The 15,045-nt window shown below is 72.8% G+C and carries 17 protein-coding genes; 5 read left to right on the forward strand and 12 right to left on the reverse strand.

Features of this window, described 5'->3' with window-relative positions:
- Window positions 1–47: 47 nt before the first annotated feature.
- From ACRYRX_RS19925 to ACRYRX_RS19950, 6 genes are all read right to left on the reverse strand, one after another.
- Complete coding sequence (locus ACRYRX_RS19925) at window positions 48–848, reverse strand: response regulator transcription factor (protein ID WP_432514753.1); 801 nt, start codon at window positions 846–848, stop codon at window positions 48–50.
- 5 nt (window positions 849–853) lie between these two features.
- Entirely contained in the window at window positions 854–1,120 is a 267-nt protein-coding gene (locus tag ACRYRX_RS19930) for a hypothetical protein (protein WP_432514755.1), read from the reverse strand.
- Window positions 1,110–1,595: a nuclear transport factor 2 family protein gene (locus ACRYRX_RS19935; RefSeq protein WP_432514756.1), complete on the reverse strand. Its 486-nt coding sequence runs from the start codon at window positions 1,593–1,595 to the stop codon at window positions 1,110–1,112. The genes ACRYRX_RS19930 and ACRYRX_RS19935 overlap by 11 nt, the downstream gene beginning before the upstream one ends.
- A gap of 169 nt (window positions 1,596–1,764) precedes the next feature.
- A complete protein-coding gene (locus ACRYRX_RS19940) occupies window positions 1,765–3,279 on the reverse strand; it encodes an APC family permease (protein WP_432514758.1) in 1,515 nt (504 codons plus the stop codon).
- A complete protein-coding gene (locus ACRYRX_RS19945) occupies window positions 3,276–4,298 on the reverse strand; it encodes an LLM class flavin-dependent oxidoreductase (RefSeq protein ID WP_432514760.1) in 1,023 nt (340 codons plus the stop codon). Before ACRYRX_RS19945 ends, ACRYRX_RS19940 begins: the two co-directional genes overlap by 4 nt.
- Window positions 4,295–4,660, reverse strand: a complete 366-nt coding sequence (locus ACRYRX_RS19950; protein ID WP_432514761.1) for a TIGR04076 family protein — start codon at window positions 4,658–4,660, stop codon at window positions 4,295–4,297. Before ACRYRX_RS19950 ends, ACRYRX_RS19945 begins: the two co-directional genes overlap by 4 nt.
- Window positions 4,661–4,867: 207 nt before the next feature.
- Between ACRYRX_RS19950 and ACRYRX_RS19955 the strand changes: the two genes are divergently transcribed.
- Window positions 4,868–5,479: a TetR/AcrR family transcriptional regulator gene (locus ACRYRX_RS19955; RefSeq protein ID WP_432514762.1), complete on the forward strand. Its 612-nt coding sequence runs from the start codon at window positions 4,868–4,870 to the stop codon at window positions 5,477–5,479.
- A gap of 49 nt (window positions 5,480–5,528) precedes the next feature.
- Here ACRYRX_RS19955 and ACRYRX_RS19960 read toward each other — a convergent pair whose 3' ends face one another.
- From ACRYRX_RS19960 to ACRYRX_RS19970, 3 genes are read right to left on the reverse strand one after another with little or no spacing between them, the layout of a single operon-like run.
- Window positions 5,529–6,158, reverse strand: a complete 630-nt coding sequence (locus ACRYRX_RS19960; protein WP_432514783.1) for a 3-oxoacid CoA-transferase subunit B — start codon at window positions 6,156–6,158, stop codon at window positions 5,529–5,531.
- Between the two features lie 59 nt (window positions 6,159–6,217).
- Window positions 6,218–6,877, reverse strand: coding sequence for a 3-oxoacid CoA-transferase subunit A (locus ACRYRX_RS19965; RefSeq protein WP_432514764.1), 660 nt, complete (start codon window positions 6,875–6,877; stop codon window positions 6,218–6,220).
- Window positions 6,874–8,079 carry a thiolase family protein gene (locus tag ACRYRX_RS19970; RefSeq protein WP_432514766.1) on the reverse strand — a complete coding sequence of 402 codons (1,206 nt, stop codon included), beginning with the start codon at window positions 8,077–8,079 and terminating at the stop codon, window positions 6,874–6,876. Before ACRYRX_RS19970 ends, ACRYRX_RS19965 begins: the two co-directional genes overlap by 4 nt.
- Before the next feature lie 69 nt (window positions 8,080–8,148).
- Between ACRYRX_RS19970 and ACRYRX_RS19975 the strand changes: the two genes are divergently transcribed.
- The 4 genes from ACRYRX_RS19975 to fmdA all read left to right on the forward strand — a co-directional run bounded on the left by ACRYRX_RS19975 (window position 8,149) and on the right by fmdA (window position 11,378).
- Entirely contained in the window at window positions 8,149–9,036 is an 888-nt protein-coding gene (locus tag ACRYRX_RS19975; protein ID WP_432514767.1) for a LysR substrate-binding domain-containing protein, read from the forward strand.
- A gap of 97 nt (window positions 9,037–9,133) precedes the next feature.
- A complete protein-coding gene (locus ACRYRX_RS19980) occupies window positions 9,134–9,421 on the forward strand; it encodes a zinc ribbon domain-containing protein (protein ID WP_432514768.1) in 288 nt (95 codons plus the stop codon).
- A 30-nt stretch (window positions 9,422–9,451) separates the two neighbouring features.
- Window positions 9,452–10,132: an AmiS/UreI family transporter gene (locus tag ACRYRX_RS19985; RefSeq protein ID WP_432514769.1), complete on the forward strand. Its 681-nt coding sequence runs from the start codon at window positions 9,452–9,454 to the stop codon at window positions 10,130–10,132.
- Window positions 10,125–11,378 (forward strand): formamidase, encoded by a 1,254-nt coding sequence (gene fmdA / locus ACRYRX_RS19990; protein ID WP_432514771.1) that lies wholly within the window; start codon window positions 10,125–10,127, stop codon window positions 11,376–11,378. The genes ACRYRX_RS19985 and fmdA overlap by 8 nt, the downstream gene beginning before the upstream one ends.
- Window positions 11,379–11,438: 60 nt before the next feature.
- Here fmdA and ACRYRX_RS19995 read toward each other — a convergent pair whose 3' ends face one another.
- The 3 genes from ACRYRX_RS19995 to ACRYRX_RS20005 are packed head-to-tail and all read right to left on the reverse strand — an operon-like array spanning window position 11,439 to window position 14,717.
- The gene (locus ACRYRX_RS19995) at window positions 11,439–12,797 is read right to left on the reverse strand and encodes an ABC transporter substrate-binding protein (RefSeq protein ID WP_432514773.1); all 1,359 of its coding nucleotides are present in this window, start codon (window positions 12,795–12,797) and stop codon (window positions 11,439–11,441) included.
- Entirely contained in the window at window positions 12,794–13,684 is an 891-nt protein-coding gene (locus ACRYRX_RS20000) for a carbohydrate ABC transporter permease (RefSeq protein WP_432514776.1), read from the reverse strand. The genes ACRYRX_RS19995 and ACRYRX_RS20000 overlap by 4 nt, the downstream gene beginning before the upstream one ends.
- 40 nt (window positions 13,685–13,724) lie before the next feature.
- Window positions 13,725–14,717: a carbohydrate ABC transporter permease gene (locus tag ACRYRX_RS20005; protein WP_432514777.1), complete on the reverse strand. Its 993-nt coding sequence runs from the start codon at window positions 14,715–14,717 to the stop codon at window positions 13,725–13,727.
- Window positions 14,718–15,045 lie beyond the last annotated feature (328 nt).

Consider the following 15,045-nt stretch of genomic DNA (forward strand, 5'->3'; position numbering starts at 1 on the left):
CGGATCCGTGGGGTTCGGGGGCGGGACCTCGCGAACCGCTCGCGACGCTACGGAGCCCCGTGGCGGTGGGGCAATCGGAACTCCGGAGCACTCCGGCGGGGGGACACCCCCGTCGCCGTAGGTGATTCCCTCAGCGGGACGGGCAGCGGTGCCCCGACGCGGTGGGTCCCGGTCGCCGCGCTGCGGTGCAGGCCGCAGAGCAGGATGTCCCGCATGAGCACCGGGATGCTCGCCGCCCCGGTCTTCTCCCGGATGCGCGTGCGGTGCACGTCGACGGTCTTCACGCTGATGCCGAGCCGGCTGGCGACGTGCTTGCTGGGCAGGCCCTCGACCACGAGGTCCAGCACCTCCGCCTCGCGGTCGGTGAGCAGCGTGAGGCGCCGTCGCAGTTCGCGCCTGACCCTCGCCTCCTGCAACCGCGGCTTGGCCGTGCGCAGGGTCTGCTGCAGGCTGTCGATCAGCCGCTCCACGTCGTAGGGCTTCTCGAGGAACTCCACGGCCCCGGCGCGGATGGCGCGCACCGACATGCGGACGTCGCCACCGGTCGAGACGAAGATGACCGGGAGCAGCGACCCGGCCTGGTTGAGGCGCTCCTGCACGGTGAACCCGTCGAGGCCGGGCATCCGGGCGTCGAGCACCACGCACCCCCACCCCGTCGTGTCGGCCTCGGCCAGGAAGCTGACCGGGTCGGACCAGCAGCGGCAGGACATGCCCACCGACTCCAGCAGCCGCGACAGCGACGCGCACAGCTCGACGTCGTCGTCGACCAGGTGGACCACGGGCACCTCGTCCGCGTCCGCCGCCCCGGGCGTCGCCTCGACGCCCGGGGGGCGGCGGTCCCGGTCCACCGGGGTCAGTCCCCCCAGGCGGCGTCGGCCAGCCAGTACTCGCTGCCGTCGGCGCTGACCCCGCGCTGCCACTCCGACGTCCGCACGAGCTGCGGCTCGACCCGGGCCGTCGCGGCGTCCGCGCCGTCCGGGCCGTCCTCGTCGACCTGCCAGTGCACCCAGTTCAGTTCCTTGCCGTGCTCGTCGTGCACGAACAGGTCGACGTGGTGCCAGCCGTACCCGTGCGTGTCCGCGTAACAGGTCAGGAAGGTGTGACGTCCGTCAGCCGACACGGGAAACCTCCTCCATCGAGAGCACCCCCGGCAGGGGGTGCGAGAACATCCGACGAGTGCGGAACCGGCTGATCCTCGCCGGTCCCGATCCCTCTCCTCCCGGCAGCTCGAACGTGACGTCCAGCCGGGCGACGAGCACCTCGCTGGTCCCGTCCTCGTACCGGGAGAGCTGCTGCATGGTCCAGGAACCGCGGGCGGTGCCGTCCTCCACCGGGTCCACGATCCCGGGCGACAGCAGGTGGACGTTCGCCCGGAAGTGCGGTTGCGGCGGGAGGTAGCGGGCCAGGACGGCGAGCACCGCGTCCCGGCCCTCGTGCCGGCCGAACTTCGCGTCGTAGGCGTCGCCGACCCCCTCCCAGACGGCGTCCGGGGTGAAGAGGTCGCTCAACGCCAGGCCGAGGGGTTCCCCGGCCGGCACGTCGCACAGCTGGAAGTAGGCCAGGAGGGTGCGTTCGACCGTCTCGGTGACGTCCACGTGCTCTCCACGTCCTTCCCAGCGTCGGGCGATCCTCGCGGTTCCTGGACCGTTCCTCGAACGTAGGCACCCCCGCGGACGGGAGCAATGGGCGACGTCCCACCCGCCGGTGAGGAACTCCTTCCAGGGGCGAAAGGTTTCCCCTAGCGGGACGCCGCCACCGCAGCGCTCAGCGACCGTCGCCCAGGAGGGCGTAGGCCTCCGGGTCGCGCCGCCGCCGGACCAGGGCCGTCAGGACCCCCACCCCGCAGACGGCCCACACCCCGAGCACCAGGAGGTCCGCGAGCACGGGACCGCTGCCCAGCAGGGCGGAGAAGTTCCGGCTCACCACGCCCAGGGTCGCCAGGAGGCCCACCAGCGCCAGCCCCGGGGCCACCAGGGTGTGCCAGGGCCCGGGGACCGGCCCGGTACCCCCACCGGCCCGCGCCCGGCGGAAGTGCACGACGACGGCCAGCGTGGTCAGCGTCAGCAGCACGAGCAGGGCGTAGGCGGCGATCCCGAACAACCACGAGTAGACGTTCACCGCGTCGACCCCCAGCACGACGAACGGGACGACGACGACCGCGGAGGTCGCCGAGGTCAACAGCGACGCGGCGGCCGGGGAACCGTGCCTGGCGTGCGTGCGGCCGAACGCGGCGGGCAGCACCCGGTTGCGGGACAGGGAGAAGACGTACCGGGAGATCGGGTGGTGCGAGGACAGGATGGAGGCGAAGACGCTGGTCACCAGCAGGAAGGAGACGGTGTCGGCGACGAGCGGGCCCGCGTACTCGCCCAGCGCCCGGGTGAACAGCGTGGTCGGGTCGGCCTGGGCCGCGGCCACCACCTGCGACGGCCCGTAGGCGGTGGTCAGCGACCAGGCGGTGAACACGTAGAACAGGGCGATGAGGCCCACCGCGGCGTACGTGGCGCGCGGCACGGTGCGCTCGGGGTCGCGGGTCTCGGACCGGTAGATCGCCGTGGCCTCGAACCCGATGAACGTGGAGACGGCGAAGAGGATGGCCAGGGACAGCGACCCCTGGCCCAGGACGGCGGCGGAGAACACGCCGAACGGCCGTCCCTCCGGCCCGCCGCGCAGCAGGGCGGGGACGTCGAGGCAGAGCACGACCGCGACCTCCAGCAGCATGAGCACGCTGAGGACCCGCCCGGAGAACTCCACGTTCACGAAACCGAGCACGCCCGCGCAGGCCCAGGCCACCAGGGACCACCCCCACCACGGCACCGAACCCCAGCCGATCGCGGTGACCAGGACCTGCACGGCGGCGCCGAGGAAGGCGTACGCACCGACCAGCTGGGCCAGGTACCCGACGAGGGCCACGAAACCCGCCCCGAGGCCCGGCGGGCGGCCCAGCCCGGCGCTGACGAACGTGTAGAAGGCCCCCGCCCGGGGCAGCGCCCGGCTCAGCGCCGTGAAACCGACGGCGAACAGCAGCAGGAGGAGACCGACCAGGACGTAGGTCATGGCCGCCCCCACGCCGGTCCCGACGGCGATGACGAGCGGGACGACCCCGGCCACCGCTCCCAGCGGGGACGCCATGGCGAGGACGGTGAGCACGAGCTGCACGGTGCCCATCCGCCCCCGCAGCGGCGTGGCCGTGCCGTCGACGAGGGTCGGCGCGTCCGTGCCGGCCGCGGTCCCCGGCGGGACGCCCTGCGAGGAGGTGCCGGCCACGTCGTTCCCCCTCACCGGTCGACCCCGAAGCCCTGGGCGCGCAACGCCGGCAGGACGTGCCGGCCCAGCAGGTCCAGGCCCTCCCGCGGGGTGCGCCCGAACGGGCTGTCGAACTCGATGCGGGTGGCTCCGGCGGCGTAGACCTCCGCCGCGTGGTCGGCGACCTCGGCCGGTGTCCCGCAGAAGCTGAAGCGGTGCAGCAGGTCGTCGGGGATGAGGGCGCCGGCCTCCTGCATCCGGTGCTCGCGCAGCAGGCCGTCCATCCGGGTCAGCAGTTCGGGGTCGACCTCGACCGTGGGGTCGAGCGCGGCGATGACCTGGAAGGGCAGCGCCACCTCCCGGCGCGCCAGCTCGCGGGCGGCCGCGCCGTCGTGGTCGACGACCGTGACGGCCGTCATGACGACGGACACGGAGCCGGGGTCGCGACCGGCGGCCTGCTCCCCCACCGCGACCCGCTCGCGGACCACGCCGACCATCGCCGGGTTGGCGCTCCCCCCGACCTGCACCTCGTCGGCCCGCTCACCGGCGAAGGCCGCCAGCTGCGGGCTCCAGGTCCCCACCATGAGCGGGACGTGGGGGCGCAGGACGGGGTAGTACGGGGCGGTCTTGGGCGCCAGGCCGTGGACCTTCCCCTCGTGCCCCTCCCCCGACGCCGCGAGCAGGGAGCTGACGATGGCGACCGTGTCGCGCACGGCCGTCATGGAGCGGCGGGTGTCCAGCCGCAGCTGGTCCAGCCAGGCGCCGCGGACGATGCCGTAGAACGCCCGGCCCCCCGAGAGGTGGTCGAGGTAGGCGATCTGGCCGGCGATCTCGACGGGGTGCATCGTCCACGGCGTGTAGCAGCCGACGCCGACCCGGAGGCGTTCGGTCACGGCCGCGATCGCCGCCAGCGGCAGGGCGGGCGGCTGCATCATCAGGTCCCCGAAGGCGGTGACGACGTGGAAGCCGTGCTCTTCCAGGGCACGCCCGAGGCCGGGGTAGTCCCCGGGGGGCAGGGTGCCGCCGATGCCGACGCCGAACTCGGTGCGGCTCACGTCAGGTCCGCCGTCCGCAGCTCGACCTCGCGGGTGCGCTCGATCTTCAGCAGCAACCCCTCCTCGGGGTCGGGGCAGCAGACGATCGAGTCCTGCTCCAGCCAGTCCGAGTCGGGGAGCTTGCGCATCTTCGCCGCGAGCAGGGGGACGACCGACTGGATCGCCCAGAAGCAGAACGACTGCCCCGGCGGCAGGGACAGCTGGTCGCTGTTGCGCACGTCGAAGTGGTCCCCGACGGACATCCCGCACACGGATCGGCCCTTGATCTCGCAGACGGTGACGCGCAGGTCGAACAGGCGCATCGTCTCGTCCGGGTCGTCACCGGGGGTCCGGGTGGCGGCTGCGGCCGGTCGGTCGGTCATCGGGTTCTCCTCGCGGGCGGGGGGGGCGGCGCACGCAGCGGTGCACGGGGGTTTCGCGGCGCGTCGCTGCGCAAGCGCTAGGTCGACTGACCTAGTGCAGACGACTATCGGGTGCCCGCCCCCACCGGTCAAGCCCCCGGCCGCCTCGCGGTGGTGCCCGGGGGGTGTGCTGTGCTGTCGGTCGACGACGGACGGGGAGGACGGCACGTGCCACGGGTGAAGCAGGACCACAAGGGCGATCGCAGGGCTGAGGTGCTGCGCGCCGCGCGCACCGCCTTCGTCAGGGACGGCGGGGCCGCGTTCAGCGTCCGCGCGGTGGCCAAGGACCTCGGCATCAGCCTCGGGCACCTGCAGCACTTCTTCCCCACCCGCCAGGACCTGCTGTTCGGGATGCTGGACTTCACGACCGCCCAGTACTGGGCCACCTACGACGCGTTCGTCACCGTGCCCGGCGATTCCCCGGAACGACGTTTCCACCGGGTCGTGGACTACTTCGTCCGCGACGCCGAGGACCCGGAGGTGGCCGGGTTCTTCGTGGAGTTCTGGTCCCTCACCGCCCGCGACCCGCAGGCCCGGGCCCGGTTGCAGACGCTCTACGACCGCAACCAGCGCGAACTGGCCCACTGCATCGCCGCGGTGCGGCCCGACCTGAGCGGCGACCGGGTGGGCGAGCTCGCCGCCCAGTCGGTGATGGTGATCGACGGCTACATCGTGCACGGGTTCTCCGCCGACACCTCCCGGGTGCGGGCGGGCGCGGTGCGGGCGGGCGTCGCCGCGCTGCTGCTGGGGATGGTCGAGGCCGCCGGGGCGGACCGGTGACGGCGGGCGCCGCGCGCGGGCGCGGCGCCGCGTCAGCGGGAGGCGCCCCTCACCCCACGGGCCGCCCGCGGTGGACCAGCGGAACCGCCAGCCGCTCGCCCAGTTCCTCCGCGGTGGCGCCGAACGTCTCCAGCACCTCCACGCGGCCGTCGGGCCCCAGGTCGAACGTCGCCAGGTCCGTGTAGACCCGCGAGACGCACCCCACGCCGGTCAGCGGGTAGGTGCAGGACGGGACGAGCTTGGGGCTCCCGTCCTTGGCGAACAGGGTCATCATCACGAACACCTGCTTCGCGCCGATGGCCAGGTCCATCGCCCCGCCGACGGCGGGGATGGCGTCCGGGGCGCCGGTGTGCCAGTTCGCCAGGTCACCGGCCGCGGACACCTGGAACGCGCCGAGCACGCAGACGTCGAGGTGCCCGCCGCGCATCATGGCGAAGGAGTCGGCGTGGTGGAAGTAGGCGGCGCCGGGCAGTTCGGTGACCGGGACCTTGCCGGCGTTGATGAGGTCGGGATCGACCTCCCCCTCCGCCGCGGCCGGTCCCATGTTCAGCATGCCGTTCTCGGTGTGCAGCACCACCCCGCTGCCCGGCGGCAGGTGGTCGGCCACCAGGGTGGGCTGCCCGATGCCGAGGTTGACGTAGGCGCCGCGCGGGATGTCCCGGGCGACGAGGGCGGCCATCCGGTGCTTGTCCAGCGGCCCGTCCGCCGGGACGAGCGTCGGGGCCTGCGAGGAGCCGGTCACACGACCACCACCCTGTCCACGTAGATGCTCGGCGTCACGATCGACTCCGGGTCCAGTTCCCCGGTCTCGCAGACCTCGCTGACCTCCACCACGGTGGTCCGGGCGGCGGTCGCCATCACCGGGCCGAAGTTCCGCGCGGTCTTGCGGTACACCAGGTTCCCCATCCGGTCGGCCCGGTGGGCGCCTATGAGGGCGACGTCGCCGTGGATCGGGTGCTCCAGGACGTAGGTGCGCCCGTCGATCTCGCGGGTCTCCTTGCCCTCGGCCAGCGGCGTCCCGACCCCGGTGGGGCAGTAGAACGCGCCGATGCCCGCACCGGCCGCGCGCAGGCGCTCGGCGAGGTTCCCCTGCGGCACGACGTCGAGCTTGATGCGGCCCGCCCGGTACAGGCCGTCGAACACCCAGGAATCGGACTGGCGGGGGAAGGAGCAGACCACGGTGCTCACCCGCCCCGCGGCGAGCAGCGCCGCGAGGCCGGTGTCGCCGTTGCCGGCGTTGTTCGAGACGACGGTCAGGTCACCGGCCCCCTGCTCGATGAGGGCGTCGATGAGGTGCACCGGCATGCCGGCCATGCCGAAACCGCCGATGAGGACGGTGCTGCCGTCCCGGACCCCGGCCACGGCCTCGGCCGTCGTGGCGCACAGCGTCGCGGTCACCGCGCACCCCCGGTCGCGTCGGCGTTCTCCAGGACCACGGCCAGCCCCTGCCCCACGCCGATGCAGATGGCGGCCACGCCCCAGCGTTCCCCGCTCTGGCGCAGCCGGTGGGCCAGGGTCCCCACGAGGCGCGCTCCGGAGGCCCCCAGCGGGTGCCCCAGCGCGATCGCACCGCCCGCGGTGTTGACGATCCCCGGGTCGACCCCCCACGCGTCGACGCAGGCCAGCGACTGCACCGCGAACGCCTCGTTCAGCTCCACCGCCCCCACGTCCGACCAGGTGATCCCGGCCCGGGCCAGCGCCCGGTTCGCCGCCTCGACGGGGGCGAACCCGAACTCGCGGGGGTCCAGCGCGTGCACGCCGCGCCCGGCGATCCGCGCCAGCGGCGGCGTCCCCACGGGTGCGGTCCCCGAGGCGATCAGCACCGCCGCCGCCCCGTCGGTCAGCGGGGAGGCGTTCCCCGCGGTGATCGTCCCGTCGGGCCGGAAGGCCGGGGTGAGCCCGGCCAGCTCCTGCGGCGTGGACCCCGCCCGGACGGCCTCGTCGCGGGTGAGGGGCTCGGCCCCGGCGAGCGCCTCGACGGGCCGGACCAGCTCGTCGTAGAACCCCGCGTCCCAGGCGGCCTGGGCGAGCTGGTGGGAACGGGCGGCGTACTCGTCCTGCCGCTGCCGGGAGATGCCCAGGCGGTCGGCGAGCTGCTCGTTGCACTCCCCCAGCGAGACGGTCCACTCGGCCGGCATGCGCTCGTTCACCAGCCGCCAGCCCAGGGTGGTGGAGGCCGCGACGGTGTCGGCGGCGGGGAACGCGCGGGAGGGCTTGGGCAGCACCCACGGCGCGCGGGTCATCGACTCGACCCCGCCGGTCACGACGACGTCGGCGTCACCGCACTCCACGGCGCGGGAGGCGATCAGGACCGCGTCCAGGGAGGAACCGCACAGCCGGTTGACCGTGGTGGCGGGCACGCTGACCGGCAGGCCGGCCAGGAGCACCGCCATCCGGCCGACGTCGCGGTTGTCCTCCCCCGCCTGGTTGGCGCACCCCCACACGACGTCGTCGACGTCCGCGGGGTCCAGGTGCGGCGCGGCCGCCACGACGTCGCGCAGCACCGCGGCGGCCAGGTCGTCGGGACGGTGCTGGGCCAGCGCGCCGCCGAAGCGGCCGAAGGGGGTGCGCCGGGCGGCGTAGACGAACGCGGAGGGCATGTGGGGACGGTAGGCCGCTCCTTCGATCACGTCCAAGACCAGAACGCTGTCGATCGATACCCTCGACTTATGGAAAGCCGTGAGCTGCGGGTCTTCACCGCCGTCGCCGAGGAGTTGCACTTCGGGCGGGCCGCCGAACGGCTCAGCGTCGCCCAGCCCGCGGTGTCCCAGCAGGTCCGTCGCCTCGAACGCCGGCTGGGCCTGCCGCTGCTGACCCGCACCAGCCGGTCGGTGGAGCTGACCGACGCCGGGCGCCACCTGCTGCGCCGCTCGCGGGCGGTCCTGGCCGACCTGTCCCGCCTGGAGGAGGAGATGGCGGACCTGCGGCACGGGCGGGCGGGCCGGGTGGGCGTCGGTTTCGTCGGCACCGCCAGCTACGACCTGCTCCCCCGCCTCTCGCGCCTGGTCGCCGCCGAGCTCCCGTGCGTCCGGCTGGACCTGCACGGCGAGCAGCTCACCCCCCTGCTGCTGACGATGCTGCTGGACCGCACGATCGAACTGGCCGTGGTCCGCAACGCCGACGCGACCCCCGGCCTGGTCCTCACCCCGCTGCGCACCGAACCGCTCGTCGCGGTCCTGCCCGCCGACGACCCCCTCGCGGGCCGAGCCGAACTGGACCTGGCGTCGCTGCGCGGACGGCGTTTCGTCGTCCACCCCTCCGGGGCCCGGTCGGCGATGTTCACCGCGACGCTCGCCGCGTGCCGCGCCGCCGGTTTCACCCCCGTCGACACCCTGGAGGTCCGCGAGACGTCGACGCTGGTGACCTCGGTCGCGGCCGGGCTCGGCGTCGCCCTCGTGCCGGACCCGGTGCGCTCGCTGCACCTGGACGGCGTCGCCTACGTGCCCCTGGCCGGTCCCCCCGTGACCACGACCCTGCTGCTGGCCCACCGCGACGAGGAACTCCCCCCGGTGGTGGAGGGGGTCGGGCGGCTGGTGGTGGAGGCGGCGCGCCACTGAGGGGTCCCGGCAGGATCGGGGGCGGCAGGCCCTGGTCACGGCGACGCCGAGTCCCTACGCTCGCGAGGACACCGCGAGGAGCGACGGAGGTCCTGCGATGCCGAACTACGAGTACCGCTGTGCGCAGCACGGGCGGTTCGAACACCGACTGCCCCTGGGCACCGCGCCTCCCGTGAGGTGCTGCCCGCACTGCGCGGCCGACAGCCCGCGGGTGTTCAGCCCGCCGATGGTCGCCACCCCGAACCGCCGCGCGCTGTCCCTCATCGAGGCGACCGAGCGGACGGCCCACGAACCCGCGGTCGTGTCCGCGCCCCCGCGGCCACCCGGCGGCGGCACCGCCCGGCCGGGCCGCGACCCCGCTCTGTCCCGCCTGCCCCGGCCCTGAGCGGCCGGTCCCCACCCGGAGGTCGAGGAGATGGGAAGCGTCGGACTGCTGTACGTGGGAGCGGTGCTGCTGGTCAACGGCCTGTCGCTGCTCGGTCTGGTCGGGGCGCGGGACGCCGTGCCGATCAACCTGTTCGTCGGGGGCCTGCAGGTCCTGACCCCCACCTACCTGGTGTTCACCGCCGGCGGTGATCCCGACGCCGTGCTGTCGGCCGCCGGTCTGTACCTGTTCGGCTTCACCTACCTGTACGTGGCCCTGGGAACCCTGCTGAAGCTGGACGGGACGGGTCTGGGCTGGTTCTCCGCGTTCGTCGCGGCCTGCGCCCTGGTCTACTCCGGCCTGAACTTCACCCGCTTCGACGACCCCGCCTTCGGGGTCATCTGGCTGATGTGGGCGTTCCTGTGGTTCCTGTTCTTCCTGCTGCTCGCCCGCGGCCGGACCGCGCTGGCGCGCTGGACCGGCGCGGTCGCGGCGGTCCAGGGGATCACGACCGGCGCCGTCCCGGCGTTCATGCTGCTCACCGGGACCTGGGCCGAGCACACCACCACGGCGGCCGTCGTCCTGGCCGTCGTGGCCGTGGTCGCCTTCGCGGGCACCTACCCGCTGACCCGCCGGCCCGTGCCCCCGACGGCCCCCGGCGGCCCGTCCCCGGGCGACCCGCCCGGCAGCACCCACCCGCCCGTCCCCCCGAAGGAGCGACGTCATGCCTGAACTCGTCTTCCCGCTGGACTCGACCAAGCGCTTCGCCGACCAGGAACGGGTCGGGCACAACCGCTGGCACCCCGACATCCCCGCCCAGGTCACCGTGAAGCCGGACACCTCGTTCCGGGTGCACTGCCGGGAGTGGTTCGACGGCGCCATCCGGAACGACGACTCCGCCGACGACATCCGCGACGCGCCGCTGTCCACCGTGCACGTCCTGTCCGGCCCCATCGCCGTGGAGGGAGCGAAACCCGGGGACCTGCTGGTGGTGGACATCCTCGACGTCGGCCCCATCCCCGGTGAGGACTCCGGGCCGCTGGCCGGGCAGGGCTGGGGCTACACCGGCATCTTCGCCACGCAGAACGGCGGCGGTTTCCTCACCGAGCAGTTCCCCGACGCCTACAAGGTGATCTGGGACTTCCGGGGCCAGACCGCGACGTCGCGCCACGTCCCGGGCGTCTCGTTCACCGGGATCGTGCACCCCGGCCTCATGGGCACCGCCCCCTCGCACGACCTGCTGGCTCGCTGGAACCAGCGCGAGGGCGCGCTCATCGCGACCGACCCCGAGCGGGTCCCGCCGCTGGCGCTGCCCCCGCTGCCGCAGGACGCCCTGCTGGGGAGCCTGGCCGGGGACGCCTTCGAGGAGGCCGCCGCCGAGGCGGCCCGCACCGCTCCCCCGCGCGAGAACGGCGGGAACCAGGACATCAAGAACCTCACCAGGGGCAGCCGGGTGTTCTACCCCGTCTTCGTCGACGGGGCGAACCTGTCCATGGGCGACCTGCACTTCTCCCAGGGGGACGGGGAGATCACCTTCTGCGGCGCCATCGAGATGGGCGGGTTCATGGACCTGCACGTCGACGTCATCCCCGGCGGGATGCAGACGTACGGCGTCACCGAGAACGCCGTGTTCATGCCCGGCAACACCGATCCGCAGTACAGCCAGTGGCTGGCGTTCTCCGGGACGTCGGTCACCCTGGACGGCGAACAGCGGTACCTGGACTCCCACCTGTCGTACCAGCGCGCCTGCCTGCACGCCATCGACTACCTGACGAAGTTCGGCTGGACCCCCGAGCAGGCGTACATGATCCTCGGAGCCGCACCCATCGAGGGGCGGCTGTCCGGTGTCGTGGACATCCCGAACTCCTGCTCTACCGTCTACCTGCCGACCGCGATCTTCGACATCGACGTCCGGCCCTCGGTGGGCGGCCCGGCGCGCATCGACCCGGGACAGGGGGTGCCGCGGTCCAGCTTCTGACCGGCGTCCCGAGAGGAACGGGGTCGGGTCGTCCCGGCCCCGTTCCCCGCGTCGCGCCCGTCAGACCTCGATCGTCCCGAACCCCTCGGGCAGCGTGAACGGGCAGTAGGGGCTCATCTGCGGCTCGACGCGGTCCTGCGCCCGCTGCAACGCCTCGGCCGCCGGGACGCCGCTGTAGAGGATCGCGTCCCGGGCCTCCACGGACGCGTCCCACAGCACCTGGCCGGCCGGCAGCGGTGGGCGGGACGTGGAGTACTGGAGCTCGTCGACGAAGAACTGCAGGGACGGGTCGTAGGCGGTGGGGTCGGCCAGCACGTCCTTGCGGGTGGCGAGGCGCTTGAGCGGGCCGAGGAGCTCGCGCTGACCGGTCGTCCCGGCGTAGTGGGACATGAACCGCCACACCTCCTCCGAGCGCGAGGACCCCTTGGGCGTCGCGACGGCGAAACCCCCGGACCACGTGTACGGCCGGTCGCCGGCCGCGTTGACGGGCAGGTGGGTGACCCCCCAGTCCAGGTCCGGCGCGTACCGGTCGAAGTTGGACAGCCACCACGGCGTGGCCGTCACGAAGGCGCGCCGTCCGGTGAGCACCGTGTTCGCCGACGGCGGGCCCGAGGCCGGCTGGTAGGTGGCCAGGAACAGGTCGGTCTTGGCGAAGTCCAGCCGGTCGCGCCACTGCTCCAGGAGCTGGTAGGCGTGCAGGATCGGTTCGTCCAGCAGGTCCACCGTGCAGGTCGCGTCGTCGAAGTACGAGGCGCCCCCGGCGAAGGAGTACGTCATGGGCCACCCCTCGTCGCTCCAGGGGATCCAGCCCATCGTGGTGTAGTTGCCGCGCTCGTCCCGGGTCGTGACCGCGTCCCCCATCTCCAGGACGCGGTCGAAGGTGACCGGGCCGTTCGCGGGGTCCAGCTCGTCGGGGTCGATCCCGGCGTCGCGCAGCACCTGCTTGTTGTAGAACAGCGCCCGGCAGTCGGTCTCGGTCGGCAGCGCGTACAACTGGCCGTCGTAGCTGGCCTCGTCGATCGCGAACTTCATCCAGCCGGACTTGAACTCCTCCACCGAGGTCCCGGTGTACTCCTCGATGAGCGGGTCCAGCGGTTCGAGGAGGCCGAGCGAAGCGTACTGGGCGGTGGTGAAGCGGTCCAGCAGCCACACGTCGGGTGCGGTCCCGCCCCGGACGGCCGTGATGATGCTCGCGCCGTAGTTCAGCGACCCCGCCGGGACCTGGCTGGCGGTGATGGAGACCCCGGGGTTCGCCGCCGTGTAGGCGTCCAGCAGGGCCGTCTGGGCGGGCAGGTCGTCCCCGCCGGCTCCCCAGAAGGCGATGTCGCCGCCGGCGCGGGCCCCCGAGCCGCAGCCGGCCAGCCCGGCGATCCCCGCCGCGGCACCCCAGCCCAGGACCTGTCGACGCGTGTGGCTCACTTGAAGCTCCCGACGGTCGCGCCACGGATGAAGTAGCGCTGGAAGACGAAGAACAGGACGACGAGCGGCACGATGACCAGGAACGAGACGGCCATCAGCTGGTTGTACTGGAAGTCCTCGGTCGACGCCGTCATGGTGTAGGCCTGGATCCCGATGGACAGCGTCTGCACGTCCTGGTCCTGCAGGTACAGCAGAGGACCCATGAAGTCGTTCCAGGACCCGACGGCCGCGAAGATGGCGACGGTGGCCAGCGCCGGCCTGGCCTGCGGGAACACGACGAACCACAGGGTGCGCCAGGCGCTGGCACCGTCGATCGAGGCGGCGTCCAGCACGTCGCGGGGGAACTGCAGCAGGAACTGCCGGATGAGGAAGACGTAGAACGCCGAGGCGAACATGGACGGCACCACCAGCGGCGCCCAGGTGTTGATCCAGCCCAGCGAGGCGTACAGGTCGAACATGGGGATGAGCGTGATGGGGAAGGGGATGAACAGCGTCGCGATGACGACGTAGAACACCTTGTCGCGCCCCGGCCACCGCAGGCAGGAGAACCCGTAGGCGACGACGAAGTTCGAGAACACGGCGAAGACGACCGACAGGACCGTGACCACGACGGTGTTGCGGAAGAACGTGAAGAACGGCATCGACTGCACGGCCGCGGAGAAGTTCTCCCAGTGCAGCTCCTGCGGCCACAGCGTGGGCGGGAAGGCGGCGAGTTCCTCGTCCGACTTCAGCGCGCTGGCCACCATCCAGTACAGGGGCGCCAGGAAGGCCAGCGAGATCACCACCAGCACCACCCGGGCGATGACGCTGGAGTACCACTTCTTCGTGCTGCCGTCCGCCCGGCGTCGCGGGGTGGTCGGGTGGGCGGTGCGTGGGGACAGGCTCACGGCCACGTCGACGTCTCCTGAGCTCTCGTGGGTGGTCGGGTCAGCCGGCGTCGAGGTCGTAGTTGACGAAGCGCTTCGACAGGACGTACACGAACGCCGACAGGGTCACGCCGACGACGAACAGCAGGAAGGCCAGCGCCGAGGCGTACCCGAGGGAGGCGTAGCTGAAGGCGTTGCGGTAGACGTACAGCATGTAGAACAACGTCCCGTTGTCCGGGCCCCCGACGGCGTCGGAGACCCCGCTGGACACGACGTAGCCCTCGGTGAAGATCTGCAGGGCGCTGGAGATCCCGGTGATGAGGTTGAAGAGGATCACCGGGGAGATCAGGGGCAGCGTCAGGGAGACGAACTGCCGCACCGGCCCGGCTCCGTCGACGCGGGCAGCCTCGTACAGCGACGGCGGGACGGCTCGCAGCCCCGCGAGGAAGATGAGGGCGGCGTTCCCGGCGGCGAGCTGGGCCATCGCGACGATGACGAACTTGATGGTCTGCGGGTCGCCGAGCAGGTTGACGTCCTCGGCGCCGAACAGGCGCAGCGCCTGGTTCACGACACCGAACTGCGGGTTCACGAAGACGATGAAGATGAAGCCGAGGGCGAACGTCGGGACGAGCGAGGGGATGTAGAGCGCGGTGCGGTACCAGCGGACCTCCCGCAGGTCCTGGTTCATGGCGACCGCGACGACCAGGGCCACGATCAGGCTGCAGGGCACCGCCACCACGGCGTACAGCGCGGTGTTGGCGATCGACGTGCCGACCAGCGGGTCGATGGCCGCCGAGAGGTAGTTCGTGAACCCCACGAACTCGGGGGAGTTCATGCCGGAGTACCGGGTCAGGCTGATCACGAAGGAGTAGACGATCGGGTAGACGACGAACACGCAGACCCCGACGGCCCACGGCGAGATGAACGCCAGGCCCGTCCACAGGCGGCGGCGGTCGCGGTCGCTCAGCCGCGCCCGGCGGTGCCGCCGGAGCGTCGGTCCCTCGTCCGCGGCGTCGAGCAGCGGACCGGTCGTGGAGCCGGCGGTGGTGGACACGGAGCCTCCGAGAGCAGGACGTCATCGTGCTGCACGCCGGCCCTCCTCGGCCGGTGACACGTCTAGGACTACCCCCGCCCCTCTGCGTCTGTCAACGTTCCCAGAGCGAGACCGACGACCGGCGACGGAGACGACGTCCGGTCTGGAGAGGTCGGCCGGCGCGTCGGCGCACGTCCCTCGGGTCGCTCTCGCAGCGAACTGCCCGTGCTGCGACCTCAGCACCGGGGGCGCGAGAGGGGTCTTCCCGGACGACGAGGCCGGTGCGCGTGCAGCGCCGCCACCGGTTCCCGCGCGGCGCCGCGGCCACGGGCGGGCACACCGTGCCCGC

Source organism: Kineococcus lubricus (assembly GCF_050871965.1).
Classification (GTDB): Bacteria; Actinomycetota; Actinomycetes; order Actinomycetales; family Kineococcaceae; genus Kineococcus.